This is a genomic window from Pseudaestuariivita sp. (genome assembly GCF_052825805.1).
Genome location: NZ_JBRBVB010000008.1, coordinates 89,868 through 115,396, shown reverse-complemented (window position 1 = coordinate 115,396; position 25,529 = coordinate 89,868). Strand labels below are relative to the sequence as shown.

Here is a 25,529-nt window from a genome sequence, read left to right as displayed (position 1 = left end):
TTTGGAGGGACTCCGGCATCCGCGCGATTGGCGAAAGCCCTGCGCTGGGCAACCAAATTAACGCCCGTACGCCACTATACTGAGTCAAGAGACCGTATACCCCCACCACAAGAGCCCAACCCCCAACACCACCCGATACACCACATACGGCGTAAAGCTCACCGACCGCAGGAGGCGCATCATCAGCGTCAGGGCGAGCAGGGCCGCCAGGAACGCGAAGATGGCGGCGATGAGGCCGTCGCGGGCGGCGGGGAGGTCGGCGGAGAAGGCGACTTCGGAGCCGAGGAGTACGCCGGAGGCGAAGATCGTGGGGATGGACATGAGCATCGCGACCCGCGCGGCTTCGGAGCGTTCGTAGCCAAGGAACCGCGCGCCGGTGATCACGATGCCCGACCGGGACGTGCCGGGGATCAGGGCGACCGCTTGCCAGAGGCCGAGGAGCCACGCGTGCTTCAGCGACCAGCGCTCCAGCGTCAGCTCCGACGCGCCCCGGCGGTCCGCCCACCAGAGCACCAGGCCAAAGATCACCATCGTCCAGCCGATCACTGTCACCGAGCGGAGCGCGGCGTCCCAGCCCGTCAGCTTGAGCACCAGCCCGAAGAGCACCACCGGCACCGTCGCGATCGCGAGGCATAGCGCCAGCCACGCGCCCTGGCTGTCGATCCGCCCGCGTACAAGCGACGGAATACCCGACAGCGCCAGCCGCACGTCGCGCCAGAAATAGAGCACCACGGCCCCCAGCGTGCCGACATGCACGGCCACGTCGATCACCTGCCCCTGATCGTCGAGCCCCGTCAGATTCGGCAGCAGAATGAGGTGACCCGACGAGGAAACCGGCAGAAATTCCGTCACACCCTGGATGACAGCCACGAGGAGAAGGTGGTAAAGCGCCATACGGCCTCACAGGCATGCTGCAACTGCATCCGGTATAAGCCCCTCACGGCAAAAGAGAAGTCTCGAGTTGAGGCCGGATCGGACCTAGTTTCACACCTTTTTCTACCCACACTGCGGCGATGCGGCAAAAATATCCGTGCTTAGGTCAGTATTTATGACTTTTCACGACGGAGGTGTGTGGATAGAAGGGCGGCTCGACAGCCAGCGAGGGATCCATGGCCAATCAGCCGATGCTCAAGTTTACCAAGGTCGGGCGCGACATGCCGACCAAGCGCACCGCCGATGACCGCAAGACGGATTTCAACGAGATCTACGCCGAGTTCGCGCGCGAGAAGGCGGCGGAACAAGCCTCCCGCTGTTCGCAATGTGGCGTGCCGTACTGTCAGTCGCACTGCCCGCTGCACAACAACATCCCCGACTGGCTGCGCCTGACCGCCGAAGGCCGTCTGCAAGAGGCGTATGAGGTCAGCCAGGCCACCAACACCTTCCCCGAGATTTGCGGACGGATCTGCCCGCAGGACCGCCTGTGCGAAGGCAACTGTGTAATCGAGCAATCCGGCCACGGCACGGTCACCATCGGTGCGGTGGAAAAGTACATCACCGACACCGCCTGGGAGAACGGCTGGGTGCTGCCCGCCAAGCCCGCGCAGGAGCGCGCCGAAAGCGTTGGCATCATCGGTGCAGGCCCGGGTGGTCTGGCGGCGGCGGACGTGCTGCGCCGGGCGGGTGTGCAGGTGACGATTTACGACCGGTATGACCGCGCAGGTGGGCTTCTGACCTACGGCATTCCCGGCTTCAAGCTGGAGAAAGACGTGGTGATGCGCCGCAACCAGCAGCTCGAGGCGGGCGGCGTGACGTTCGAACTGAACTGCGACGTGGACGCGGCCAAATTCGCGGAGATCCGCGAGACGCACGACGCGGTGATCATCGCCACGGGCGTCTACAAGTCGCGCGACCTTGGCCTGCCCGAAGTGGCGGGCTTTGAAAGCGTCAGGGCGCTCGATTTCCTGACCGCCTCGAACAAGCTCAGCTTTGGCGAGGAGACGGCGGGCTATGCCGAAGGCACGCTCAACGCGGCCGGCAAGCGGGTCGTCGTGATCGGCGGCGGCGATACGGCGATGGACTGCGTGCGCACGGCGATCCGACAGGGCGCGAACAGCGTCAAATGCCTTTACCGCCGCGACCGCGCCAACATGCCGGGCTCCCAGCGCGAAGTGCAGAACGCCGAGGAGGAAGGCGTCGTGTTCGAGTGGCTGACCGCGCCCAAGGGCTTTACCTCCGAGGGGGTGATGGTCCAGCGGATGCGCCTTGGCCTGCCCGACGCGACGGGCCGCCAGGCGCCCGAGCTGATCGAGGGGTCCGACTATGTCGAGCCGGCCGATCTGGTGATCAAGGCGCTCGGGTTCGAGCCCGAGGCGCTGCCGCAGATGTGGGACCAGCCCGAGCTGGAGGTCACCCGCTGGGGGACGATCAAGGCCGCCTTCACCACGGGTGAGACTGCGATGGACGGCGTCTATGCGGTGGGCGACATCGTGCGCGGTGCCTCGCTGGTCGTCTGGGCGATCCGCGACGGGCGCGACTGCGCCGAGGCGATCCTCGACCGGTTTGGCGCGGCCCACGCCATCGCGGCGGAGTAAGCGGCGATGGGTCACCTTTCGTGACCCTTTAACCATGTGGAGCTCTTGACGTGAAACGAAGCCTCTTCATCACCTGTGCTGCGCTGCTGCCCTCTCTTGGTGTGGCAGAAAGCCGTCCGGCCTGGCTGCCGGAGGTGTGCCAGCCGCTTGTGACCGTCGAAAAGAACTCCTGCATCGCGGTCACGCACGCGACGTGTGACGACGAGTATCGCACCTACGAGTTCGAGGACGCCGAGCTGCGGCTCGTCGGGCGGTACACGCTCGACGGCGATCTGATCGCGGCGGAAAGCTATGATGCCGAGATGCCGTCCATCGGCGCGGAGGCGCAGACGGCGTTCTCGTTCGAGGCATTGCGGTCAGGCGGGACTTCGACGGGTGCAGGCGCGCTCGAGATGGTGATCTCCCCCGGGTTTCCGCCGGCGCGCGGCACTTACACGATGACCGCGGCCAAGACCGGAGGGACCACCACGATCGACGGTGCGGCGTATCTGCAAGTCGACGTGCGGTTCTCGATGGATTTCATGGGAAGCGAGGTCGAGATTGCCGGGCAGGCCGCCTGGCTCGAGGCGCAAGGCATCCTCGTCTACGGCAGCTTTGCCAGCATCGGCCCGGATGCGGCGCCCGAAGTCTCGGACGAAGAAATCCGCGCCCTGCATTTCCCGGGGGATGCGCTTTTTCTAACCAGCCAGTCGGCCTTCGGGTGCGGCACGGATGCAAGCATGCCGATCCCGCAGAGTGGCTCGCATGGTTAGGGCGGGCCTCATGCTGGCGCTAATCGCGCCGCTGCCGGTGGCCGCGCAGGAGTTCCAGCCGCCCGAGGGCTGTACGGGGTTCCTGACGGTGCAGTCGCGCACCTGCAAGGTGTCCAACCACTGGACCTGCGAGGGCGACCAGCCGGGCGACAACTGGCGCGTGGACATCGGGCCGAACGGACCGAATTTCGTGTCGCGCATCAACTTCGAGGCGGAATGGGTCGAGAGCCACACGCTCTTTCCCACACGCTCTTCCCGGCTCTTGTCCTCGGCAGACCCGATGTCGATGACCGAGCTTTTGACGACCGGCGTGGACACCTACGACTTTACCGTCTCCCGCGGCGAGGAGACCGAGCGCGTGACCGGGTTCGACCAGGTCATCGGCGGCCCCGTCACCATCGACGGCGAGGAGCTGCTGCCGACGTCCTACTCCGCCAAGGCCACGGCGCCAGACGGCACCGAACGCTGGGAGCGGTCCGGCAACGAGTACATCTCCGCCAGGCACCGCATGTTCTTTTCCGGCTCCGGCTTCAACGAGCGGGACGGCGAAGAGGTGCCTTACGACTTCAGCCCAGTGGAGTTCATCTACCCCGGCGAGGACGGCTTTTTTGCCTCCCGCCCGAAATACGATTGCGACGTGCTCAACGCGGGCCTCGATGCCGCGCCCGCGATTGTGCCTGCGGCCCTGGAGGAATGACCATGAAACGCCTGACTGCCTTGCTTGTGTGTCTGCCGCTTGCTCTAACGGCGCAGACGGCGCCCTATGCCGGCCAGGACGCGCGCGAGATCGCGAGCCTGTCTGCGTCGGACATCGACGATCTTCTGAACGGGCGCGGTTGGGGGTTTGCCAAGTCGGCGGAGCTGAACGGCTACCCGGGACCCTTGCACATCCTCGAGCTGGCGGACGACATCGACCTGACGGCAGATCAACGCACCAAGGTCGAGGCGCTGTTTGCCGACATGAACAGCCGGGCGCGCACGCTGGGTGCGGCATACGTCGCCGCCGAGGCAGCCCTGGATGCGGCATTCGAAGAGGCCGACATGAGCCACGACGACGTGGCGCGCCTGACGGCGGAGGCAGGCGCGCTGCGCGCTGAATTACGTGCGGTGCATCTCAAGGCGCATCTCGACGCGACACCCATCCTCACACGCCATCAAAAGATGATCTACGCGCGGCTGCGCGGCTACGACGCGCCGGGCGGCCATTCGGGCCATGCCGGCCACGGCGGACACTAAAGGAGCAGGCCATGACCAAATTCGACGCAAACTGGGCCCGGGCCGAGGAAGAGAAGCGCCGCTGGATGGCCGAGAACGGGCTCTACTCTGAAGAGGACGAGCATTCGTCCTGTGGGGTTGGCCTTGTGGTGTCCGTCGACGGTGGCAAGTCGCGGCAGGTGGTCGAGGCCGGCATCCAGGCGCTCAAGGCGATCTGGCACCGCGGCGCGGTCGACGCCGATGGCAAGACGGGTGACGGTGCGGGCATCCATGTCGAGATCCCCGTGTCCTTCTTTCAGGAGCAGATCCGGCGCACGGGTCACGAGCCTGAGGACAAAGAGCTGATCGCGGTTGGTCAGGTCTTCCTGCCGCGCACGGATTTTGGGGCGCAGGAGACCTGCCGGACGATCGTCGAGACCGAAGTGCTGCGCAAAGGCTACCGCATCTACGGCTGGCGCCGGGTGCCGGTGGAGGTGGCCTGCCTTGGCGAGAAGGCCAACGCGACCCGCCCCGAGATCGAGCAGATTCTCATCGGCAATTCCAAGGGCGTCGATCAAGAGCAGTTCGAGCGTGAGCTCTACGTGATCCGCCGCCGGATCGAGAAGGCCGCTGCCGCTGCGCAAGTGCCGACGCTCTACATCGCGTCGCTCTCCTGCCGCTCGATTATCTACAAAGGCATGATGCTGGCTGAGCAGGTTGCAGAGTTCTACCCCGACCTGCAGGACGACCGGTTCGAGAGCGCCTTTGCGATCTATCACCAGCGGTACTCGACCAACACCTTCCCGCAATGGTGGCTGGCGCAACCCTTCCGCATGCTGGCGCACAACGGCGAGATCAACACGCTCAAGGGCAACGTCAATTGGATGAAGAGCCATGAGATCCGCATGGCCTCCAACACCTTCGGCGAGATGGCCGAGGACATCAAACCGATCATCGCGAGCGGCGCGTCGGATTCCGCCGCGCTCGACGCGGTGTTCGAGGTGCTGGTGCGCGCTGGCCGCTCTGCGCCGATGGCCAAGACGATGCTGGTGCCGGAATCGTGGTCCAAGCAAGCCGTCGAGCTGCCGCAGGCGTGGCGCGACATGTATAACTACTGCAACGCGGTGATGGAGCCTTGGGACGGTCCCGCCGCCCTTGCCATGACCGACGGACGCTGGGTCTGTGCCGGCCTCGACCGCAACGGCCTGCGCCCGATGCGCTACATCGTGACCGGAGATGGCTTGCTGATCGCGGGCTCCGAGGCGGGCATGGTCCCGACCGACGAGGCCAACGTGGTCGAGAAAGGCGCGCTTGGCCCCGGCCAGATGATCGCCGTCGACATGAAGGAAGGTAAACTCTTCCACGACGAGGAGATCAAGGACACGCTGGCCGCCTCCCAGCCGTTCGGCGACTGGGTGGGCAAGATCAACGAGCTCGACGCGACGCTGGCCGGTGTGACCGAGCAGGCGATGTTCTCCGGCAATGAACTGCGCAAGCGGCAGGTCGCGGCGGGCTATACCATCGAAGAGCTCGAGCAGATCCTCGCGCCGATGGCCGAGGACGCCAAGGAGAGCCTCGCTTCGATGGGCGATGACACGCCCTCGGCGGTGCTGTCCAAGCGCTACCGTCCGCTCTCGCACTTCTTCCGCCAGAACTTCAGCCAGGTCACAAACCCGCCCATCGACAGCCTGCGCGAGTACCGCGTGATGAGCCTCAAGACGCGGTTCGGCAACCTCAAGAACGTGCTGGATGAGTCCAGCGCCCAGACCGAGATCGTCGTGCTCGACAGCCCCTTCGTCGGCAACGCGCAGTTCGAAAAGCTGCTCTCGTCCTTTGGCGACGAGGTCGTGACCATCGACTGCACCTTCCCTGCCGGCGGGGCGGCCAATGCGCTCGCCGACGGCCTTGCGCGCATCCGGGCAGAGGCCGAGGACGCCGTGCGTTCGGGCGCCGGGCACATCGTGCTGACCGACCACCAGAGCGGTGAAGGCAAGGTGGCGATGCCGATGATCCTCGCGACGTCGGCGGTGCATTCGCACCTGACGCGGCACGGGCTGCGCACGTTCTGCTCGCTTAACGTGCGCTCGGCCGAGTGCATCGACCCGCACTACTTTGCAGTTCTGATCGGCGCGGGTGCGACGGTGGTGAACGCGTATCTTGCCGAAGACTCGCTGGCTGACCGGATCGAGCGTGGCCTCCTCGACGGCCCGCTCACCGAAGCCGTGGCGCGCTACCGCAATGCCATCGACCAGGGCCTTCTCAAGATCATGTCCAAGATGGGCATCTCCGTCATCTCGTCCTACCGCGGCGGGCTGAACTTCGAGGCGGTTGGCCTCTCCCGCGCGATGGTCGCGGAGTACTTCCCCGGCATGCTCTCGCGCATCTCCGGCATCGGGGTGACCGGCATCCAGGGCAAGGTCGAGCAGGTCCACGCCGCCGGCTGGACCACGAATGGCGTTCTGCCCATCGGCGGGTTCTACAAGGCGCGCAAGACCGGGGAGACCCACGCCTGGGGCGCGCAGACGATGCACATGATGCAGATGGCCTGCAACAAGGCGAGCTACCAGCTGTGGCAGCAGTACTCCAAGGCGATGCGGGCGATGCCGCCGATCCACCTGCGCGATCTTCTGGACATGAAGCCGATCGGCAAGCCCATCCCCATCGAAGAGGTGGAAAGCATCACCTCGATCCGCAAACGGTTCGTGACGCCGGGCATGTCGCTGGGTGCGCTGTCGCCGGAGGCGCATAAGACGCTGAACGTGGCGATGAACCGGATCGGCGCCAAGTCGGACTCGGGAGAAGGGGGAGAGGACCCCGCACACTTCCACCCCGAACCCAACGGCGACAACCCGTCGGCCAAGATCAAGCAGGTCGCGTCGGGCCGCTTTGGCGTGACCGCCGAGTACCTCAACCAGTGCGAAGAGCTGGAGATCAAGGTCGCGCAAGGCGCCAAGCCTGGCGAGGGTGGCCAGCTGCCGGGGATGAAGGTCACCGACCTCATCGCGCGACTGCGGCACTCGACAAAGGGCGTGACGCTGATCTCGCCCCCGCCGCACCACGACATCTACTCGATCGAGGACCTGGCGCAGCTGATCTACGATCTCAAGCAGATCAACCCGCGCTGCAAGGTGACGGTGAAACTGGTCGCCTCGTCCGGCGTCGGCACGATTGCGGCGGGTGTGGCCAAGGCCAAGGCCGACGTGATCCTGATCTCGGGCCATAACGGCGGAACCGGTGCATCGCCCGCGACGTCGATCAAATACGCGGGCCTGCCGTGGGAGATGGGCCTGACCGAGGCGCATCAGGTCCTCGCGATGAACAACCTGCGCTCCCGGGTGACGCTGCGGACCGATGGCGGTCTGCGCACTGGCCGAGACATCGTGATGGCCGCGATGATGGGCGCCGAGGAGTACGGCATCGGCACGGCCGCGTTGATCGCGATGGGTTGCATCATGGTCCGCCAGTGCCAGTCCAACACCTGCCCGGTGGGCGTCTGCACGCAGGACGAGGACTTGCGCGCCAAGTTCACCGGCAATGCGGACAAGGTGGTGAACCTCATCACCTTCTATGCAACCGAAGTGCGGGAGGTGCTCGCCTCCATCGGGGCGCGGTCACTGGATGACGTGATCGGGCGTGCCGACCTCCTGAGCCAGGTCTCGCGCGGCTCGGCGCACCTCGATGATCTGGACCTCAACCCGCTGCTGATCACCGTCGATGGCTCGGACCGGATCGAATACGACCGTGACCGTGCTCGTCAGGCGGTGCCGGACACGCTCGATGCAGAGATCGTGCGCGATGCCGCGCGGTTCCTCGAGGACGGGGAGAAGATGCAGCTGAGCTACGCGGTGCAGAACACGCACCGGACGGTCGGCACACGGACGTCGAGCCACATCGTGCGCAAGTTCGGCATGCGCAACACGCTGCAGCGCGACCACCTGACGGTGAAGCTCACGGGCTCTGCCGGGCAGTCTCTGGGCGCGTTCGCGGCGCCGGGTCTCAAGCTGGAAGTGTCGGGGGATGCCAACGACTACGTCGGTAAGGGCCTGTCGGGGGGTACCATCGTGGTGCGTCCACCGATGGCTTCCCCGCTGGTGGCGGCAGAGAACACGATCATCGGGAACACTGTGCTTTACGGCGCGACGGACGGGCATCTCTTTGCCGCGGGCCGTGCCGGCGAGCGGTTCTGCGTGCGCAACTCAGGCGCGAAGGTCGTGGTCGAGGGCTGCGGGACGAACGGGTGCGAGTACATGACCGGCGGTGTGGCGGTGATCCTCGGCGAGATCGGCGCGAACTTTGGCGCGGGCATGACGGGCGGCATGGCCTATGTGCACGACCCGGACGGGACCGCGCAGGCGATGATGAACCGCGAGACGCTTGTCACCTGCCCGGTCACGGTCGATCACTGGGAGCGCCAGCTCAAGGAGCTGATCGTGCGCCACGTCGAGGAGACCGGCAGCCGCAAAGGGGCCGATATACTGCAGCACTGGGATGTCGAGAAGGCGCATTTTGTGCAGGTCTGCCCGATCGAGATGCTGGACAAGCTGCCGGCCCCGATCGGCATCGAAGAGACCGCCGTTCCCGCGGAATGACGCTGGTTTCGGGAGACGGGCCGTGGCACCTCTGAGGGCATGGCCCTTCCTCGCAGTCGCAAACCCCGGCGCAAATCTCGGCGCAAGCCCTCGCCGCGCCGGTCCAGACCCGCGCGTCTCGGGAGGTGGCTGCGGCGCTGGGTGCTGCGGGGTGTGCTGGCGGTGATCGTGGTTCCGGTCCTTGTCGTCGCGCTGTTCAGCGTGGTGAACCCGCCGATGGGGGTCTACATGCGCGGCGAGGCGGACCGGCTGGGCGGTGTCGAGCGGACATGGGTGCCGATGGAGCGCATTGCCCCGGTGATGGCACGCTCTGCCGTGGCCGCCGAGGATGCCAATTTCTGCGCGCATTGGGGGATCGACGTCGACGCGATGCGGGCGGCGATCGCATCGGGTGGCGCAAGAGGCGGCTCGACGATCAGCCAGCAGACGGTCAAGAACGTCTTTTTGTGGCACGGGCGCAGCTATGTGCGCAAAGGGCTGGAGGCCGCGTTGACGCCGGTGGTGGAGCTGGTGTGGTCCAAGCGGCGTATCCTCGAAGTCTATCTGAACGTGGCCGAGTTCGACACGGGCGTCTTTGGCGTGGAGGCGGCGGCGCGGCACTACTTTGGCGTTTCGGCAGCTGCGCTCGACGCGCGGCAGGCGTCCCGGCTCGCGGCGATCCTGCCGTCGCCGAAGCGGCGCTCTGCCTCGGCGCCATCGTCCGCGGTGCGTGCCAGAGCGGCGCAAATCCGCGCGGGCGCTGCGACAATTGCCGCCGACGGGCGGGCGGAATGCTTTGAGCGCTAGCGCGCGGCATTGAATTCGGGCCTGTCTCGGGGCAGTAACGAGGCAGAGCAGTCGAAGGTTGACCATGGCGCGGCTTTATCACGTTCCCCTCTCTCCGTTCTGTCGCAAGGTGCGTTTGAGCCTTGCCGAGAAGAAGATCGAGGTCGAGCTGGTCGAGGAGCGCTATTGGGAGCAGAACGCCGAATTCCTGCAGCGCAACCCGGCCGGCAAGGTGCCGGTGCTCAAGATCGAAGGCAAGACGCTCGCGGAATCGGCGGCGATTTGCGAGTACCTCGAGGAGCAGTATCCCGAGCCGTCGCTGATGCCGAAGAGCGCGGACAACCGGTACGAGGTGCGCCGGCTGGTCAGCTGGTTCGACGACAAGTTTCACAACGAGGTGACGGTGAACCTGCTCTACGAGCGGATCAATCGCAAGCTGATGGGCACGGGCTACCCGGACAGCAAGAACGTCAAGGCGGGCGCGCAGAAGATCAAGTATCACCTCGATTACATGGCCTGGCTGCTGGATCACCGCAGGTGGCTTGCGGGGGACACGATGACGCTCGCAGACTTTGCCGCCGCCGCGCATCTGAGCGCGCTCGATTACATCTCGGACGTGGACTGGAACCGCAGCGACGTGGTCAAGGACTGGTATGCCAAGATCAAGTCGCGCCCGGCCTTTCGCGCGATCCTCGCAGATCAGGTGCCGGGTTTTCGTCCGCCGCCGCATTACACCGATCTGGATTTCTGAGATGCGGGCGTCGAGGGGGGCCAGCCCCCCGCCTGCGGCTCCCCCCAGAGTTTATCCGGGAAGATGAAGGAGGAGCTGGCCGCGCGTTTGAAGGCGGAGGCGGAGGCTGCGGGCTTTGCTTTGTGCCGGGTGTGTGATCCCGGTGCGGTCGATATTTCCGAAGGGCTGACGCGGTTTCTGGGTGCCGGTTGGCATGGCGAGATGGGCTGGCTTGCCGAGCGCGTGGCGTGGCGGGCGCGGCCGTCGGCGCTGTGGCCGGAGGCGCGGTCTGTTGTCGTTCTGGGAGAGGTCTACACGCCGGGGCATGATCCGCTGGAGGTGCTGGACCGCCCGGATCGCGGGGCGATCAGCGTCTATGCACAGAACCGGGATTACCATGATGTGGTCAAGAAACGGCTGAAGCGCGTGGCGCGGTGGCTGGTGGAAGAGTCAGGGTGCGACGTGAAGGTGTTTGTCGACACGGCGCCCGTCCCGGAGAAGGCGCTGGGGCAGGCCGCGGGGCTGGGCTGGCAGGGCAAGCACACCAACCTCGTGAGCCGTCAGATGGGGTCGTGGTTCTTTATCGGGTCGATCTACACCACGGCTGATCTGGCGCGGGATACGGCGGAGGTCGATCATTGCGGCTCGTGCCGGGCCTGTCTCGACGTGTGTCCGACGGATGCCTTTCCGGCGCCGTACCAGCTCGACGCGCGGCGGTGCATTTCGTACCTGACGATCGAGCATGCGGGACCGGTGGACGTGGCGCTGCGGGGGCTGATGGGCAACCGCATCTACGGGTGTGATGATTGCTTGGCGGTCTGTCCCTGGAACAAGTTCGCGCAGGAAGCGCGGGAGGTGAAGTATCACGCCCGGCCCGAGCTGGTGGCGCCGCGGCTGGCGGAGCTGGCGCGGCTCGATGATGCGGGGTTCCGGGCGCTCTTCTCCGGCTCGCCGATCAAGCGGATCAAGCGGGGACGGTTCGTGCGCAACGTGCTTTATGCGATCGGCAATTCCGGCGATGCGGGTCTGCGAGAGGTGGCGCGCGATCTGTGTGAAGACGCCGATCCGGTGGTCGCGGACGCGGCGCGCTGGGCGGTGTCGCAAACAGGCGGGACCTCCGGCTGAGGCCGGGGCACAGGCGGTCCGGGAGGACACGGGATGGCACTGGCGCTGGGCGTTGACACGGGCGGGACCTACACCGACGCGGTGCTGATCCGCGACGAGACAGAGATCGTGGCGCGGGCCAAGGCACTGACCACCCGGCCTGACCTGGCCGTGGGGATTGGCGCTGCGGTGGCCGAGGTCCTGCGCGGCGTGGATGCCAGTACGGTGTCGATGGCGGCGCTGTCGACGACGCTGGCCACGAACGCCCTGGTCGAGGGGCAGGGCGACCGGGTTGCGCTGATCACCGCGGGGTTTCGCCGGCAGGATCTGGATCGGCACGGGCTCACCGAGGCACTGGGTGGGGACCCGGTGCTGATGCTGCAGGGCAGGATGGGTCATGCCGGGGACGAGGCCGCGCCGCTGGATCTCGCCGCGCTGGAGGCGTGGCTGGCGAGCGCGCCGGCTGTGGGCGCCTATGCCGTTGCCGGGCTCTTTGCCGTGCGCAATCCGGCGCATGAGCTAGCCATGGCGGAGGCGGTGCAGCGGCTGACGGGGCGGCCGGTCTGCGTCTCTCACCAGCTGAGCGCCAAGCTGAACGGTCCCAAGCGCGCGTTGACGGCATTGCTGAATGCGCGGCTGGTGGGGATGATCGATCGGCTGATTGGGCAGGCGGAGGCGCGGCTGGCCTCGCTTGGTGTCACGGCGCCGCTGATGGTGGTGCGCGGTGACGGGGCGCTCATTTCGGCGAGCGTGGCGCGGTCGGCGCCGATCGAGACGATCCTGTCGGGGCCTGCGGCCTCGATCGTGGGCGCGCGTTGGTTGACGGGCGCGGAGGAGGCGCTGGTGTCGGACATCGGCGGGACGACGACGGACATCGCGGTGCTGCGCGGTGGCAGGCCGAAGATCGACCCGATGGGGGCGCGCGTCGGGCCGTACCGGACAATGGTCGAGGCCGTGGCGATGCGCACGCATGGGCTGGGCGGTGACAGCGAGGTGCATTTTGTCAGCGAGGGCCTTGCGGGCGGCGTGACACTCGGGCCGCGGCGGGTGCTGCCGATTGCCTTGCTCGCGGTGGAGGCACCGGGCGTGGTGCCGGAAGCGCTTGATGCGCAGCTGCGTGCGGCGGCGCCGGGGGAGTATGACGGGCGGTTTGTCCGGGCCGTGCCGGGGGCCTCGACCGCTGGGCTCAGCACACGGGACGCGGATGTGCTGGCGCGGATCGACGGGGTGAGTCCGCTGGGGGAGGTGTTGAAGCGCCGGGTGGAGACAGGCTCGATCACCCGCCTGGTGGCGCGCGGGATCGTGCAGGTGGGTGCGGTGACGCCGTCCGATGCCGCGCATGTACTGGGCAAGGCGGACGTGTGGGATAGCGCTGCGGCGGAGGCGGCGCTGACGCTCTTTGGACGACGCAGGACGGGCGCTGGCGAGCCGCTGGGCGACGCGCGCGCGGTTGCGGAGATCATCGTGGCGCAGCTGACGCGGCAGACGAGCGAAGTGCTGCTGGAGACGGCGTTTGCCGAAGATGGCCTCGACCCCGAGCTGGCGCGGCATCCGCTGGTGTGGCGCGGTCTGGCGCGGGCCGAAGGCGCCGTGCGGGTGGAGGCACGGGTCGGCTTGCCGATCGTCGGGCTCGGGGCCTCTGCCGCGACCTGGTACCCGGCAGTGGGCGACACGCTGAATGCCGAGATGTTGCTGCCGGACGGGGCGGAGGTCGCGAACGCGATTGGTGCCGTCGTGGGCCGGGTGCGGGTGACACGGACCGGCACGGTGACGGCGCCGTCGGAGGGGCGGTTTCGCGTGCATCTGGCGTCGGGGCCGGAGGACTTTGCCGAGCTGGCGCCAGCGCTTGCGCGGCTGGAGGCGGCGCTGCGGGCCGAGGCTTTGCAGGAGGCTGAGGACGCCGGGGCGTCCGGGCTCGACGTGAGGGTCACCCGCGATGTGAAGCGTGCGGAGGTCGACGGGCGGGACGTCTTTGTCGAGGGCGCATTGCGCGTTGAGGTGTCGGGGCGTCCGCGGATCGCGGAGGGGTAGGCCGCGCGTTTCACTGCGCCGTGAGCGCTCCTTGGAAAAGTGCGGCGGCTGGACCACATTAAGGGGCAACAGCGTCAGAGGCCAAGGAGGGCTGCCATGACAGAGTATCGACGGGACCCCGACGTGATCGCCACGCTCACCGAAGAGCAGTACTGGGTCACGCAGGAAAGCGGGACGGAGCGTCCCGGCTCGGGCCGGCTTTTGAAGAACAAGGAGCCGGGAATTTACGTGGACATCGTCTCGGGCGAGCCGCTCTTTGCGTCGTCGGACAAGTACGAGAGCGGGTGTGGCTGGCCGTCATTCACCAAGCCGATCGACAACGTGACCGAGCATCGCGACACCAGCCACGGCATGGTGCGGGTCGAGGTGCGCTCCAGGCACGGTGACAGCCATCTGGGGCATGTGTTCCCGGACGGGCCGCAGGATCGGGGCGGGATGCGGTACTGCATCAACTCTGCCTCGCTGCGGTTCGTACACCGCGAAGACATGGAGGCCGAGGGCTATGGCGCCTTTCTGGACCAAGTGGAGGATGTGGCATGACGACGGAACGCGCAGTGCTGGCCGGAGGCTGTTTTTGGGGCATGCAAGATTTGATCCGCAAGCTGCCCGGGGTCGAGACGACGCGGGTGGGCTACACGGGCGGCGATGTGCCGAACGCGACCTATCGCAACCACGGCACGCACGCTGAAGGGATCGAGATTATCTATGACCCGGCGCGGATCAGCTATCGCGATCTGCTCGAGGTGTTCTTCCAGATCCACGATCCGACGACGCTCAACCGGCAGGGCAACGACGTCGGGATGAGCTATCGGTCGGCGATCTACTATGTCGATGCGGCGCAGGAGGCTGTCGCGCGTGATACGATTGCGGATGTCAACGCGTCCGGGCTGTGGCCGGGCAAGGTCGTGACCGAGGTGGAGCCGGTGGATGATTTCTGGGAGGCCGAACCCGAGCATCAGGATTACCTCGAGCGGTTCCCGAACGGGTACACCTGCCATTTCCCGCGTCCGAACTGGGTGCTCCCGAAGCGCGCCGCCGAGTAAGGGATGGGTGCCAGCACCCATCCTACGCCAGAGGTCCTTGCGCTTTATGAGCGTCACGCCGCTGACTTCCTGGCGGCTCGGCGGACGGACCTGATTGAAGAGAGATGGCTCGATGCCTTTTATCGCGCGCTGCCTGGAAACGGGCGGCGCGTTTGGGATCTGGGCTGCGGGTCTGGTGAGCCTGTTGCGCGATATCTCGGTGCGCGTGGGTGCCGCATTACCGGCGTGGACGGTGCCGCTGCGATGGTCGCGGCGGCGCGGGCGGCGCTGCTGGGTCATCGGTGGATCGTGGGCGACATGCGCCGCGTACCGCTGCCGGTAGGCAAGGTCGATGGGATCGTGTCCTGGCACGCGCTCTTTCATCTCTCCCCCCAGGATCAGGTGAAGATGCTGCGCCGGGTATGCTGGACCTTGCGTCCGGGTGGCGTGTTTCTGTTCACGGCGGGGAATCGTCCTGGCGTGCGGTACGGCGCGTTTGGGGGAGAGGCGATTTACCACGCCAGTCTCGCGCCGCGGGTTATGCGGCGGCATTTGCTGGCGCTGGGGTTTCGGATTTTGCGCGTGGTCTTGCGCGACCGGACCTGCGGAGGCGCGACGGTCTGGTTGGTGCAGAGGTAAGGTGGGCCTGCGCCCACCCTACGTGGGTCAGCCGGGGCTCAGGCCGCGGAGCCTTTCGGACCGGCGGCGGAGCAGCTCGACCGTGGTCAGGAGCGCGATGGAGATGATCACAAGCAGGGTTGCGACCGACAGGATCGCCGGGCTGATCTGCTCGCGGATGCCGTTCCACATCTGGCGCGGGATCGTCTGCTGGTCGTGGGCGGCGATGAAGAGGACGACGACGACTTCATCGAAGCTGGTCACGAAGGCAAAGAGTGCTCCGGAGATCACGCCCGGCAGGATGAGCGGGAGCGTGATGGAGAAGAACGTCTTGGACGGGCTCGCGCCGAGGGAGGCTGCGGCGCGCGTCAGCGAGTGGTCGAAGCCGACAAGCGTCGCGGTCACGGTGATGATGACGAACGGGATGCCGAGCGTTGCGTGCGCGAGGATGATGCCGGTGTAGCTGTTGGCGAGCCCGGTGGCCGAGTAGAAGAAGAAGAGCCCGGTCGCGGTGATGATGATCGGGACGATCATGGGCGAGATCAGGACGGCCATGATTGCGCGGCGGAAGGGCATCTCGGGCCGGCTGAGGCCGAGGGCCGCGAGCGTGCCGAGGGCGGTTGCGACGAGCGTCGAGAAGAAGCCGATGATGACGGAATTCTTGGCCGCGTTGATCCAGGCGGCGTTTTCCCAGGCGTCGGACCACCAGTTGCCGTCTCGCGGCGCGTCGGGGGCCTGCATGCCGAAGGTCAGCAGCAGGTCGTACCAACGGGTCGAGTAGGCTTCGGCGTCGAGCTTCAGCATGCCTTCGGTGAAGGTGAAGTAGGGCTCGGCGTTGAACGAGAGCGGGATGACGATCAGGATCGGCGCGATCAGGAAGAGAAAGATCAGCGCGCAGATCACCTGGTAGGTGCGGTGCCAGATGCGTTCCAGGGTCGAGGCGTGGGTTGGCAGGGCCATGATGCGTCTCTTTGGTTGGAGAGACCGGGGGGCGCTGCCCCCGGACCCCCGGGATATTTTCAGCCAGAAGAAGGACTAGCCGAGCTTGAGGTTGTCGATGCCGATGAGCAGGTCGTAGAGCCAGTAGAGGATGAGGATCCCCATGAGGAGCAGGCCGGCGAGGGCGGCAGCCATGGACCAGTTTAGCGACTTGGTCATGTGGAAGGCGATGAGGTTCGAGATCAGCTGGCCGTCGGCGCCGCCGACGAGGGCGGGGGTGATGTAGTAGCCGACGGCGAGGATGAAGACGAGGAGGGCGCCGGCGCCGATGCCGGGGATCGTCTGCGGAAAGTAGATGCGGCGGAAGGCGGTCCAGCTGGTCGCGCCGAGCGAGCGGGCGGCGCGGACGTAGCTGGGGTTGATGGGCCGCATCACCGAGTAGAGCGGCAAGACCATGAAGGGCAGCAGGATATGCGTCATCGCCACGATCGTGCCGATCTGGTTGTACATCATCTGGATGCGTCCCTCGTCGTCGAGGAGGCCAACGCCGACGAGGGCGTCGTTTACCACGCCCTGCGATTGGAGGAGCACCATCCAGCTTGTCGTCCGCACCAAGAGTGACGTCCAGAAGGGCAGGAGCACTAGGATCATCAAGAGGTTCGAGTACCTGAGCGGCAGCGTCGCGAGCATGTGCGCGATGGGGTAGCCGAGCACGAAGGTGAGGAACGTGATCAGCACCGACAGGACCAGTGTGCGCCAGAAGAGCTTCACGTAAAGCGCGCGTTTTTCGTCGACGTTCTCGATGGAGCCGTCCACGCCGCGCGTTTTGTCGATGGCGGCGAGGTAGAAGTTCATTGTGTATGCCGATGACGCGTCGCGCATGGCCGCCCAGACGGTGGGGTCGGCCCATTCGTCGTCCACGTCGAGGAGGGCCTCTTTGAAGGGTGCTTCGAGCTTGCGGGCGTTGCGGGCGGATTTGGTGAAAAGCGAGCGGGAGCCGGAGCGTTCGTAGTTGATGCGCGTGCCGGCGATGCCGGCGGCCTTGACCTCGCGCAGGACCTTGAGGTCGGCGACGAGGGCGGCGTAGGCCTCTTCACCCGGTTCGGTGCCGCGGGGGTTCTCGTCGAACCAGCGCCGCAGGTTGACCATGATCGGGGTCGTTTCCTTGGTCGTCACGTCGGTCTTGTAGACGAAGTCGGGGTTGTAAACCGATTGGTGCAGCATTTGCCCGATGGGCGCGACGAAGGTCAGCAGCACAAACACCAAGAGTGGCGCGACGAGGAAGAACGCGCGGCGTTTGGAGCGCGCCTGGGCGGCGGCGAGCGCGGACTTGAGCGGTTTGCCATCGGCGGTCGTGAGGCGCTCGCCCGGGGCGCCGGCCATGTCAGCGGTCATGTCGGCCATGGTGGCCTCCGATCCTGGATGTTTTTCCTTGGCGGTTCAGCCGGCGCGCGGCTGGACGGCAAAGGAGGGGCGCGCCGCGACGGCACGCCCCAAACCCTAGCTTATTGCGAGAGCCACGCGTTGAAGCGCTCGTTCAGCTCGGCGTCGTTGTCGACCCAGAACTCGAAGTTGTTGACCAGAGCGTTGGTCAGGTTCGCTTCGGCGGTCGGCATGTGCGGCGCCATTTCGGTCTTGCCGTCGTTGAAGAGGCCGACAAGCTCACCGGAGGAGCGACGTGCGGGACCGTAGGAGATCCACGACGCCTGGTCCGCGAGACGCTGGGTGTCGGTCGAGAAGGCGATGAACTTCAGCGCTTCTTCCTTGTTCGGGGCGCCCTTCGGGATCACGAACAGGTCGAAGTCGAGGATTTGGCCGTCCCAGACCACTTCGAGCGGCTGGCCTTCGGCCACGGCTGCGTTGAAGATACGGCCGTTGTAGGCGGTCGACATCACCACTTCGCCGTCGGCGAGCAGTTGCGGCGGCTGGGCGCCGGCTTCCCACCAGACGATGCTGTCCTTGATCGTGTCGAGCTTGGCAAAGGCGCGGTCCACGCCTTCCTCGGTGTCGAGCAGGTCGTAGACTTCACCCGCCGGAACGCCGTCCGCCATCAGCGCCATTTCGAGCGTTGCCTTGGCCGACTTGCGCAGGCCGCGGTTGCCGGGGAACGCCTCGAGGTCGAAGAAGTCCGCGATGGTTGTCGGCGTGCCGTCGACGTTCTCGGAGTTGTAGGCGTAGACGGTCGACCACACGATGTTGGCGACGGCACAGTCTTGCAGCGCGCCTTCGATGAAGTCGTCTTCGGCCGAGGTGCCGTCCGGTGCGTCGGGCAGGATCGACAGGTCGATCTCTTCGAGCAGGCCCTCGTCGCAGAGGCGCACGGCGTCCGAGAATTCGACGTCCGCGACGTCGACGGTCACATTGCCGGCCTCGACCTGTGCCTTGATCGGCGTGGCCGGGTTGTCGCTGTCGACCGAGTTGATGCCGATGCCGAATTCTTCGGTGAAGGGTTTGTGGTACGCCTCGACCTGACTTTTGGTGTAGGCGCCGCCCCAGGACATCACGGTGATCTCCGAGTGGCCGTCCGCGAAGGCGACCGATGCGCCCGTCACAAACACCGTCGTCAGCAGAGCTGTCTTCAGTTTCATGTGTCGTTCTCCCATGTGCGGTCCGTTTTCAAACCGGGCAAGGCAGGGACCGCGCGCCGCCTCACCGTAACCTGCGCCCGGGGACCCGGACGCAAATGCGCTACGCCGCGTCGAGTGCGCGGCAATCCTCGGGCAGCCATCCGATCTGGATGCGCTGTCCCGGCTGCATCTTGACCTGGCCGGGGGCGTTGCGGGTCTTAACGACAAAGTCGTCGTTGCCTGCCACGCTGAGCCGGGTGCGGAAGATGTCGCCCATATAGATGAACTCCTTGACCTCTGCCTCGAGCGTATGTGCGCCCTCGGGCAGGCGGGACGTGTCCATTTCCACCCGTTCGGGGCGGATCGACACGCGGGTGCGGTCGCCGGGTTTGTCCACGTTGATCGGCTTGGCGTCGATCACGCGCCCGTCGTCCAGCTCGACCTCGGCGATGCCGCGGGCGATGGACTTGATCCGTCCCTCGAGCGTGTTGTTCTCCCCGATGAACTGCGCGACGAAGCTGTTCTCCGGCTCCTCATAAAGCGCGTCAGGCGGGGCGAGCTGCTGGATGCGCCCGTCGTTGAACACCGCCACGCGGTCGGACATCGTCAGCGCTTCGGTCTGGTCGTGGGTGACGTAGACGGTGGTGATGCCGAGGTCGTGCGCAAGGCGGGTGATCTCGAACTGCATCTGCTCGCGCAGCTGCTTGTCGAGCGCGCCGAGCGGCTCGTCCATCAGCACCAGCTCCGGCTCGAACACCAGCGCCCGCGCCAGCGCGATCCTTTGTTGCTGACCGCCCGACAGCTGCGCCGGGCGGCGATTGCCGAACGCGCCCATCTGCACCATGTCGAGCGCGCGCCGCACCTTGTCTTCACGCGTCGACTTGTCGATGCCGCGCACTTCGAGCGGGAAGGCCAGGTTCTCGTTCACCGTCATGTGCGGAAAGAGGGCGTAGTTCTGGAACACCATGCCGATGCCGCGCTTGTGCGGCGGGATGTTGTTGATCTCTTTGCCGTCGAGGCGGATTTCCCCGTGGGTGGCCGTCTCGAACCCGGCGAGCATCATCAGGCAGGTGGTCTTTCCCGACCCCGAGGGCCCAAGCATAGTGAGAAACTCGCCCTTGGGCATGGTCAGGTTGAGGTCTTTGACGACCAGCGTTTCGCCGTCGTAGCTTTTTTGCACGCGGTCGAATTCCACAAAAGCGGTCTCGGTCAAGTCTGATTCTCCCCTCGGGCGCCGTTGATCCCACGCCTCGCGTGCCGCAGACTAGAGCGCGGCGGAGCGCGGATGGCAAGTTTTGATCCACGCAATGAGGACATTCGGGGAAGTTAGGCTGCGAATCCGGGCAGATCGGGAGGATGGTCTGCGTGCCAAAGGTGCGCTTTGGAGCGGGCGACGTTAAACCTGATACAATCGAAACGGGTATTCACGTGCCGTCCCGCGGGGTGGCGCATCGCGCCGCCTGTTTTGCCGAAGGCAAACCTACGGTTTGACGGGGGCGGGTCATGCCGGAGGCATGCCTTTGGCATGACGCGGCCTGACTGTGCCTGTCAGGCGGGTGCCCTGCAATAAGCGAATGTATCAGGTTTAAGCTTGCGCGCGTCAGTTGCGGTAGCGAACAGCCTCTTCAGGCCGTCCTGCCGCATCTAGCAGGTCCGCCAACGCCGCCCCACTGTTTTGCGCCCGCGGTTCGATCCGCAGCGCCTCGAAATACGCCTCGATCGCGGCACCTTGGTTACCCGTAGCACTCTCGAGCCGCGCCAGCATCGTCCAGCCGTTCCAGTTGGTCGGCTCCTGTTCCAGCACTCGCCGCACCAACACCTCCGCATCGCCCAGCCGCCGCTCCTGCGCGAGAAGCGAGGCGAGGTTCATCAGCGGCGTCGTAATTTCCGGCCGCGCGCGCGCTAGATCGGCGAGCATACGCTTGCCTTCGGCGCGCTGCCCGGTTGCGTAGCGCACCAGCGCCACGTTGGCGATCACATCCGGCAGGTCCGGCGCCCGGCGCAAGGTGTTGTCCGCCACCACCACCGCCTCGCGGTAACGCTTCTGCTTGATCAGCGTCTTGAGCACCAGGAGCCACGGCTCGTACGCCTCCGGCTGAGTGTCCTTGATCAGGCGCATCAGCTGGGTCACCGCCCCCTTCTGCCGCGCGCCGTCATAGATCAGGATCGCACTCAGCGTATACTGTGCGCGCTCCTGGTCACTCATCCCCTCGGGCGTCTCATAAAGGTCCACCGCCGTCACGCGTGGGTCGTGTCGCGCGATCGGCGCCAGACGCTCGTCGGCAGGCGCGGGGTTCCGCACGATCCTGTGGTCCGTCATCGACACTTCGATCACGTCCTGCGTGCGCCTCTGCGGCATGTGACAGGTCGTGCAATCCGCGTCCGCGGCAATCACCGGATGCTCTGCAGGCGCCCGCGCCATCGGCACCCCCGCTAGGTCCGTCTCGTGACAGGCCACACACACCCCCCGGTAATGCGCCGCGCGCTCCGCCTTCGGCAGCTTGCGGTGAGGGTTGTGACAGGTGGTGCAGAGCATCTCGCCATGCGCCGGCACCGCCGCGGCGTTCTGCTCGAACCTGTAGGCGTGGTGGTTGATGTCGAACCTTTCCGCCTTGGATTGCGTCTGATCCGTCAGGTCCATGTTGAGGAACCTGTCCGTCAGCACGTCCCCGGGGCGGAATGCGTGATACCCATGCCCGTCGCGTGGCAGCCCCTGGATCGCGACCGCCGGCTGCAGATGACAGGCGCGGCACACGTCCCGCTGCCGGGCCTCGGGAAGGTTGGCCGGGTTGATGATCGCCGCCACCGACTGCGCAATGGGCGCGCGATCGACCAGCGACAAACGCACGTGATCCGCGCCCGGCCCGTGGCACCTCTGACACCCGATCCCCTGCGGCAGATCGGTTGGAAAAAGGTTGGGATGCCCCGTCCGGTCCCCGCGCTCCGGCAATTCGGCAAAGGCGTTGTGGCACGCCATGCACTGCCGCTGCACAGGCCGCGCCAGCCCCGAATGGTTCGCATCCTCGAACCCCGGCGGCATCCCCCAGCTTTGCGTCTGCGAATACCAGGCAATCGGCAGCTGCAAGAGCTTCCCGTTCGGCTCCTGAATCAGGTAGACCCGGCTCTTATGGCCCGAGCCAAGAACCCAATCGACGCGCCCGTCAAACCGGTCCAGCTCCGTGCCGTCCTCCGCCTCCCGCCACCGGGAGAACAAGTACGATCCATCCTCCCACCGCATCTGGTAGTGATGCCCCGTCGCGGCGTGCACAAACGGCGGCGCATCCAGAGCTTCGATCACCCGCGACTGGCGCGGCTTATGAAACGACTGGCTCATGCCGACCTCGGCATAAGACGCCGCAATCCCCTCGTGACAGAGCTCGCAGGTGTCATCCGGCACATACCCCGGCGCCGCACCCGCAGTGACAGGGATCCCATCCGCCGCGAGCACGCGTCGGCTCTCGGAGTAATCCTCCGCCCAAAGCGCCGAGCCCAAAACCGCAAACACAAGCGCCCAGCACAGCCGCATCACCCACGTCCCCAGCTTCTTCTGGCTAAAAATATCCAAACGGAACATATGCCTCCCCGGCACACGACCTCCGACAAAGCGCCGTAAGGTGGGCACCGCCCACCATTGCCCCGTCACAGCAGGCCCGCGCTTTGCAAATCTGCCATCCCCTCGTCGAGCGAGCGCCGCGCACGCGCGATCAACGTGTCGATTTCATCCTCCGAAATCACCAACGGAGGAGAGATGATCATCCGGTCCCCCACCGCCCGCATCACCAGGCCATTGCCAAAACAGCGCTCGCGCACCGCCATGCCCGCCGCGCCCCCTTCGGCAAAAGGCGCGCGGCTGGACTTGTCCGGCGTCAAAGCCAAGGATCCCATCATCCCGCAGATCGCCGTCTCCCCGACCAGCGGGTGATCGCCGAGCGAGGCCCAGGCTTTTGCCAGATACGGCGCCGTCTCCTCGCGCACGCGGGCCACGATGCCTTCCTCGTCGAGGATGCGCAGGTTCTCGAGCGCAACGGCGCAGGCGACGGGATGACCCGAATAGGTGTACCCGTGGTTGAACTCCGTCGCCGCAAGCCCGTCCGCGACCCGGTCCGACACGATGGACCCGCCGATCGGCTGGTAGCCCGAGCTCAGCCCCTTGGCGATCGTCATGATGTCCGGCGCGAGGCCCAGCGTCTCGGACCCGAACCAATTGCCCGTGCGCCCGAACCCGCAGATCACCTCGTCCGCGATAAAGAGGATGTCGCGCTCCGCCAGAATGCGCTGCACTTCCGGCCAGTAGCTCTCTGGCGGGACGATCACGCCGCCCGCGCCCTGGATCGGCTCTGCGATGAATGCCGCGACCTTGTCCTCGCCGATCTCGTCGATCGTCTCGGCCAGCTGCCGCGCGCGGGCGATGCCGAAATCGTGCGGACTGAGGTCGCCCCCCTCGGCCCACCAGTGCGGCTGGTCGATATGCACGATGCCCGGGATCGGCAGCCCGCCCTGTGCGTGCATATACGTCATCCCGCCAAGCGAGGCCGACCCGATGGACGAGCCGTGATAGGCGTTCTTGCGGGAGATGATGACCTGCTTTTCCGGCTTGCCTTGCGCCGCCCAGTAGGTGCGCACCAGCCGGATGTTCGTGTCGTTCGCCTCCGAGCCGCCCGCAGCGAAGAAGACGTGGTTGAGGTCCCCCGGCGCCAGCTCCGCCAACCGCTCGGCCAGCGCAATCGCCGGAATGTGCGTCGTCTGAAAGAAGGTGTTGTAATACGGCAGCTCGCGCATCTGCGCCGCCGCCGCTTCGGCAAGCTCCTCCCGCCCATAGCCGAGGTTGACGCACCAGAGCCCGGCCATCGCGTCGAGGTAGCGCTCCCCGTCGCTGCCCGTCAGCCACACGCCCTTGGCGCTCTTGATGACCCGCGCGCCCTTGGCGGCAAGCTCGGCGTTGGCGGTGAACGGGTGCATGTGATGCGCCGCGTCCAGCGCCTGCAACTCCGCCGTCGGCAGGTGGTTGGTGATCTTGTTCATGGTGCGCGCTCCCTCGCCCGGATTTGAGGCCGCCGCACAGGGGCCGTCAAGGGGGGAAGGCTGCAGCCGTCCGCGCCAGCGCATTGCGCGCTATGGCGATGTGAAATGGCATGATCGCGGTCAGGTACGCGCGGCCACCGAAATTGTGCGGCTTGACCCATGTGGCAAGACGCACCGTGCCGTCGATTGCCGTTACGCTGACACGAAAATCGAGGTGCCTGTCGTCGAATCCGGCGGTCAGCTCGGTCGCGCTCTCGTGCGTTACTGGAAACGGACCCACGCTGTTGCCCGTGTCCGGCCCCTCCTGCTTGAGCCCGAAAGGCGCAGTGATGAGCTTGCGCAGCGTCAAGAGACCATGCGTCCAGCGCGGAAATGCCGTGATGACCTCCGCCGCCTGCCGCGGCGTGGCGGACGAGGCAACCGCGTAGCAATCGAGAAAATCCCGAGGCACGCGCAACGCGTGCAGCGCGCTGAACTCTGGAAGCGGAGATGTCTGGACAAGTGCGGACATTACGCGGCTCTCCTTCGCTGCGCCACCGTGCGGGAAAACCGGTCGCGTTGGAATGTGTCAGGGTGCCGCTGAAAGAGTGAAAAGCTGCGCAAGCGAGCGCAGTTTGTACTCGCTTAAACCAAAGCACCCGTCTGACAGGCACTGTCAGGCTGCGCCGACCCGCCCCCATGGGGCGGCGCGATTGCGCCTCCCCGCGGGACGGCGCGTGAACTTTGGTGTGAAAGGTTTCAGATCAAATGGCGGCGGAATTGGACACTCAACTACCCGTGTTGCACCGCCCTGTCGTAACTGGCCTGCGACGGGTGCGCCGCGGCCACCCCGTCTACATAAACCGCACACCACTCCGCCAGCCTCCGTCCCAGACGGCGGCACATCTCTTGCTCAGCTTCGGTGCGCGGCGAGCCAGCACAGATCGCGCCGTAGTGCGGGGCCATCTTGGGGGCAACGTAGTCGGTCACGCCAAAGACAAGCATCCCGAAGTTCATCATCAACGTATTCAGCGCCATGCAGGTCTGCTCTCCGCCGCCGCCCCAGGCGCCTGACGAGGAAAAGGCGCAGCCGAGCTTGCCGTCGAGCGCGCCCCAGAGGTCGAAGGACCGCGTGTCCCACCACTCCTTCATCCGCCACGAGATGCCGCCGAGGTTGGTGGGTGAGCCAAGCGCGATCCCGTCCGCCCAGCAGATGTCGTCCTCGCCCGCGTCCTCCACCGAGCGCACACGCACATCGACGCCCTCAAGCGACTTCGCGCCCTCCGCGACCAGCGCAGCCATGTCTGCGGTGTATCCGCGATTGTTGCTCTCGTAGAGCACCAGCACCTTAGCCATTCATCGCTCCGATCTCGTCCGTCAAAGCTTGCAAGGCGCGCGCGATCCCGTCCTCGTCGCGCGCCACGAACACCCAGCGCCCGTGCCGGGTGCGGGTGATCAGCTCCGCCTGTTCGAGCAGCGCAAGGTATTGCGACACCGTCGGCGCCGCGAGGCCAAGCCGCTCCGGCAGATACCCCGAACAAACGCCCGGCAAGTCCTCGTGCTCGGGCAGGGGAGGTGGAAACGCCGCCCGCGGCTCGCGCAAGAGGTCCAGCAGCAACCGCCGCTGCGGATGGCCAAGCGCCTTGAGAATCAAATCTGTTTTCATAATTTGTTAATTATCAAAAT

The 25,529-nt window shown here is 66.0% G+C and carries 22 protein-coding genes; 12 read left to right on the top strand and 10 right to left on the bottom strand.

The annotated features are described in order from the left end of the window. Window positions 1–84: 84 nt before the first annotated feature. A complete protein-coding gene (locus ACU0B3_RS10315) occupies window positions 85–894 on the bottom strand; it encodes an undecaprenyl-diphosphate phosphatase (RefSeq protein WP_446260772.1) in 810 nt (269 codons plus the stop codon). 215 nt (window positions 895–1,109) lie between these two features. Between ACU0B3_RS10315 and ACU0B3_RS10310 the strand changes: the two genes are divergently transcribed. From ACU0B3_RS10310 to ACU0B3_RS10255, 12 genes are all read left to right on the top strand, one after another. Continuing rightward, a complete protein-coding gene (locus ACU0B3_RS10310) occupies window positions 1,110–2,531 on the top strand; it encodes an NAD(P)-dependent oxidoreductase (RefSeq protein WP_446260771.1) in 1,422 nt (473 codons plus the stop codon). A gap of 50 nt (window positions 2,532–2,581) precedes the next feature. After that, window positions 2,582–3,283, top strand: coding sequence for a hypothetical protein (locus ACU0B3_RS10305; protein ID WP_446260770.1), 702 nt, complete (start codon window positions 2,582–2,584; stop codon window positions 3,281–3,283). Window positions 3,284–3,293: 10 nt separating this feature from the next. Further along, window positions 3,294–3,980, top strand: a complete 687-nt coding sequence (locus ACU0B3_RS10300) for a hypothetical protein (protein ID WP_446260769.1) — start codon at window positions 3,294–3,296, stop codon at window positions 3,978–3,980. A gap of 2 nt (window positions 3,981–3,982) precedes the next feature. Beyond that, the gene (locus ACU0B3_RS10295; RefSeq protein WP_446260768.1) at window positions 3,983–4,519 is read left to right on the top strand and encodes a Spy/CpxP family protein refolding chaperone; all 537 of its coding nucleotides are present in this window, start codon (window positions 3,983–3,985) and stop codon (window positions 4,517–4,519) included. A gap of 11 nt (window positions 4,520–4,530) precedes the next feature. Continuing rightward, window positions 4,531–9,066, top strand: coding sequence for a glutamate synthase large subunit (gene gltB, locus ACU0B3_RS10290; RefSeq protein ID WP_446260767.1), 4,536 nt, complete (start codon window positions 4,531–4,533; stop codon window positions 9,064–9,066). Window positions 9,067–9,105: 39 nt separating this feature from the next. Beyond that, a complete protein-coding gene (gene mtgA, locus ACU0B3_RS10285) occupies window positions 9,106–9,852 on the top strand; it encodes a monofunctional biosynthetic peptidoglycan transglycosylase (RefSeq protein ID WP_446260766.1) in 747 nt (248 codons plus the stop codon). Window positions 9,853–9,916: 64 nt separating this feature from the next. Beyond that, the gene (gene fzlA, locus ACU0B3_RS10280) at window positions 9,917–10,582 is read left to right on the top strand and encodes an FtsZ-binding protein FzlA (protein WP_446260765.1); all 666 of its coding nucleotides are present in this window, start codon (window positions 9,917–9,919) and stop codon (window positions 10,580–10,582) included. 63 nt (window positions 10,583–10,645) lie between these two features. After that, window positions 10,646–11,686, top strand: coding sequence for a tRNA epoxyqueuosine(34) reductase QueG (gene queG, locus ACU0B3_RS10275; protein ID WP_446260764.1), 1,041 nt, complete (start codon window positions 10,646–10,648; stop codon window positions 11,684–11,686). Window positions 11,687–11,719: 33 nt separating this feature from the next. Beyond that, a complete protein-coding gene (locus ACU0B3_RS10270) occupies window positions 11,720–13,696 on the top strand; it encodes a hydantoinase/oxoprolinase N-terminal domain-containing protein (RefSeq protein WP_446260763.1) in 1,977 nt (658 codons plus the stop codon). 96 nt (window positions 13,697–13,792) lie between these two features. Then, window positions 13,793–14,236 carry a peptide-methionine (R)-S-oxide reductase MsrB gene (msrB, locus tag ACU0B3_RS10265; RefSeq protein WP_446260762.1) on the top strand — a complete coding sequence of 148 codons (444 nt, stop codon included), beginning with the start codon at window positions 13,793–13,795 and terminating at the stop codon, window positions 14,234–14,236. Next, window positions 14,233–14,739, top strand: a complete 507-nt coding sequence (msrA, locus tag ACU0B3_RS10260) for a peptide-methionine (S)-S-oxide reductase MsrA (protein ID WP_446260761.1) — start codon at window positions 14,233–14,235, stop codon at window positions 14,737–14,739. Before msrB ends, msrA begins: the two co-directional genes overlap by 4 nt. A gap of 3 nt (window positions 14,740–14,742) precedes the next feature. After that, window positions 14,743–15,357 (top strand): class I SAM-dependent methyltransferase, encoded by a 615-nt coding sequence (locus tag ACU0B3_RS10255; protein WP_446260760.1) that lies wholly within the window; start codon window positions 14,743–14,745, stop codon window positions 15,355–15,357. 27 nt (window positions 15,358–15,384) lie between these two features. Here the strand turns inward: ACU0B3_RS10255 and ACU0B3_RS10250 are convergent, their stop codons facing one another. From ACU0B3_RS10250 to ACU0B3_RS10210, 9 genes are all read right to left on the bottom strand, one after another. Continuing rightward, window positions 15,385–16,296 carry an ABC transporter permease gene (locus ACU0B3_RS10250; protein ID WP_446260759.1) on the bottom strand — a complete coding sequence of 304 codons (912 nt, stop codon included), beginning with the start codon at window positions 16,294–16,296 and terminating at the stop codon, window positions 15,385–15,387. 75 nt (window positions 16,297–16,371) lie between these two features. Then, on the bottom strand, window positions 16,372–17,679 hold the full coding sequence (locus ACU0B3_RS10245) for an ABC transporter permease (protein WP_446260758.1): 1,308 nt from the start codon (window positions 17,677–17,679) through the stop codon (window positions 16,372–16,374). A gap of 101 nt (window positions 17,680–17,780) precedes the next feature. Continuing rightward, on the bottom strand, window positions 17,781–18,878 hold the full coding sequence (locus ACU0B3_RS10240) for an ABC transporter substrate-binding protein (RefSeq protein ID WP_446260757.1): 1,098 nt from the start codon (window positions 18,876–18,878) through the stop codon (window positions 17,781–17,783). A gap of 85 nt (window positions 18,879–18,963) precedes the next feature. Then, window positions 18,964–20,055: an ABC transporter ATP-binding protein gene (locus tag ACU0B3_RS10235; protein ID WP_446260756.1), complete on the bottom strand. Its 1,092-nt coding sequence runs from the start codon at window positions 20,053–20,055 to the stop codon at window positions 18,964–18,966. A gap of 387 nt (window positions 20,056–20,442) precedes the next feature. Next, window positions 20,443–22,416: a hypothetical protein gene (locus tag ACU0B3_RS10230; RefSeq protein ID WP_446260755.1), complete on the bottom strand. Its 1,974-nt coding sequence runs from the start codon at window positions 22,414–22,416 to the stop codon at window positions 20,443–20,445. A 65-nt stretch (window positions 22,417–22,481) separates the two neighbouring features. Then, entirely contained in the window at window positions 22,482–23,864 is a 1,383-nt protein-coding gene (locus tag ACU0B3_RS10225) for an aspartate aminotransferase family protein (RefSeq protein ID WP_446260754.1), read from the bottom strand. A 46-nt stretch (window positions 23,865–23,910) separates the two neighbouring features. Continuing rightward, on the bottom strand, window positions 23,911–24,375 hold the full coding sequence (locus ACU0B3_RS10220) for a DUF2867 domain-containing protein (RefSeq protein ID WP_446260753.1): 465 nt from the start codon (window positions 24,373–24,375) through the stop codon (window positions 23,911–23,913). A 260-nt stretch (window positions 24,376–24,635) separates the two neighbouring features. Continuing rightward, window positions 24,636–25,199: a flavodoxin family protein gene (locus ACU0B3_RS10215; RefSeq protein WP_446260752.1), complete on the bottom strand. Its 564-nt coding sequence runs from the start codon at window positions 25,197–25,199 to the stop codon at window positions 24,636–24,638. Next, window positions 25,192–25,509 carry an ArsR/SmtB family transcription factor gene (locus ACU0B3_RS10210; RefSeq protein ID WP_446260751.1) on the bottom strand — a complete coding sequence of 106 codons (318 nt, stop codon included), beginning with the start codon at window positions 25,507–25,509 and terminating at the stop codon, window positions 25,192–25,194. The genes ACU0B3_RS10215 and ACU0B3_RS10210 overlap by 8 nt, the downstream gene beginning before the upstream one ends. Window positions 25,510–25,529 lie beyond the last annotated feature (20 nt).

Coding starts and splice junctions, on each gene's coding strand:
- ACU0B3_RS10315 (WP_446260772.1), bottom strand. CDS start 894: ATGGCGCTTTACCACCTTCTCCTCGTGGCTGTCATCCAGGGTGTGACG.
- ACU0B3_RS10310 (WP_446260771.1), top strand. CDS start 1,110: ATGGCCAATCAGCCGATGCTCAAGTTTACCAAGGTCGGGCGCGACATG.
- ACU0B3_RS10300 (WP_446260769.1), top strand. CDS start 3,294: ATGCTGGCGCTAATCGCGCCGCTGCCGGTGGCCGCGCAGGAGTTCCAG.
- ACU0B3_RS10295 (WP_446260768.1), top strand. CDS start 3,983: ATGAAACGCCTGACTGCCTTGCTTGTGTGTCTGCCGCTTGCTCTAACG.
- gltB (WP_446260767.1), top strand. CDS start 4,531: ATGACCAAATTCGACGCAAACTGGGCCCGGGCCGAGGAAGAGAAGCGC.
- mtgA (WP_446260766.1), top strand. CDS start 9,106: ATGGCCCTTCCTCGCAGTCGCAAACCCCGGCGCAAATCTCGGCGCAAG.
- fzlA (WP_446260765.1), top strand. CDS start 9,917: ATGGCGCGGCTTTATCACGTTCCCCTCTCTCCGTTCTGTCGCAAGGTG.
- queG (WP_446260764.1), top strand. CDS start 10,646: ATGAAGGAGGAGCTGGCCGCGCGTTTGAAGGCGGAGGCGGAGGCTGCG.
- ACU0B3_RS10270 (WP_446260763.1), top strand. CDS start 11,720: ATGGCACTGGCGCTGGGCGTTGACACGGGCGGGACCTACACCGACGCG.
- msrB (WP_446260762.1), top strand. CDS start 13,793: ATGACAGAGTATCGACGGGACCCCGACGTGATCGCCACGCTCACCGAA.
- msrA (WP_446260761.1), top strand. CDS start 14,233: ATGACGACGGAACGCGCAGTGCTGGCCGGAGGCTGTTTTTGGGGCATG.
- ACU0B3_RS10255 (WP_446260760.1), top strand. CDS start 14,743: ATGGGTGCCAGCACCCATCCTACGCCAGAGGTCCTTGCGCTTTATGAG.
- ACU0B3_RS10250 (WP_446260759.1), bottom strand. CDS start 16,296: ATGGCCCTGCCAACCCACGCCTCGACCCTGGAACGCATCTGGCACCGC.
- ACU0B3_RS10245 (WP_446260758.1), bottom strand. CDS start 17,679: ATGGCCGACATGACCGCTGACATGGCCGGCGCCCCGGGCGAGCGCCTC.
- ACU0B3_RS10240 (WP_446260757.1), bottom strand. CDS start 18,878: ATGGGAGAACGACACATGAAACTGAAGACAGCTCTGCTGACGACGGTG.
- ACU0B3_RS10230 (WP_446260755.1), bottom strand. CDS start 22,416: ATGTTCCGTTTGGATATTTTTAGCCAGAAGAAGCTGGGGACGTGGGTG.
- ACU0B3_RS10225 (WP_446260754.1), bottom strand. CDS start 23,864: ATGAACAAGATCACCAACCACCTGCCGACGGCGGAGTTGCAGGCGCTG.
- ACU0B3_RS10220 (WP_446260753.1), bottom strand. CDS start 24,375: ATGTCCGCACTTGTCCAGACATCTCCGCTTCCAGAGTTCAGCGCGCTG.
- ACU0B3_RS10215 (WP_446260752.1), bottom strand. CDS start 25,199: ATGGCTAAGGTGCTGGTGCTCTACGAGAGCAACAATCGCGGATACACC.
- ACU0B3_RS10210 (WP_446260751.1), bottom strand. CDS start 25,509: ATGAAAACAGATTTGATTCTCAAGGCGCTTGGCCATCCGCAGCGGCGG.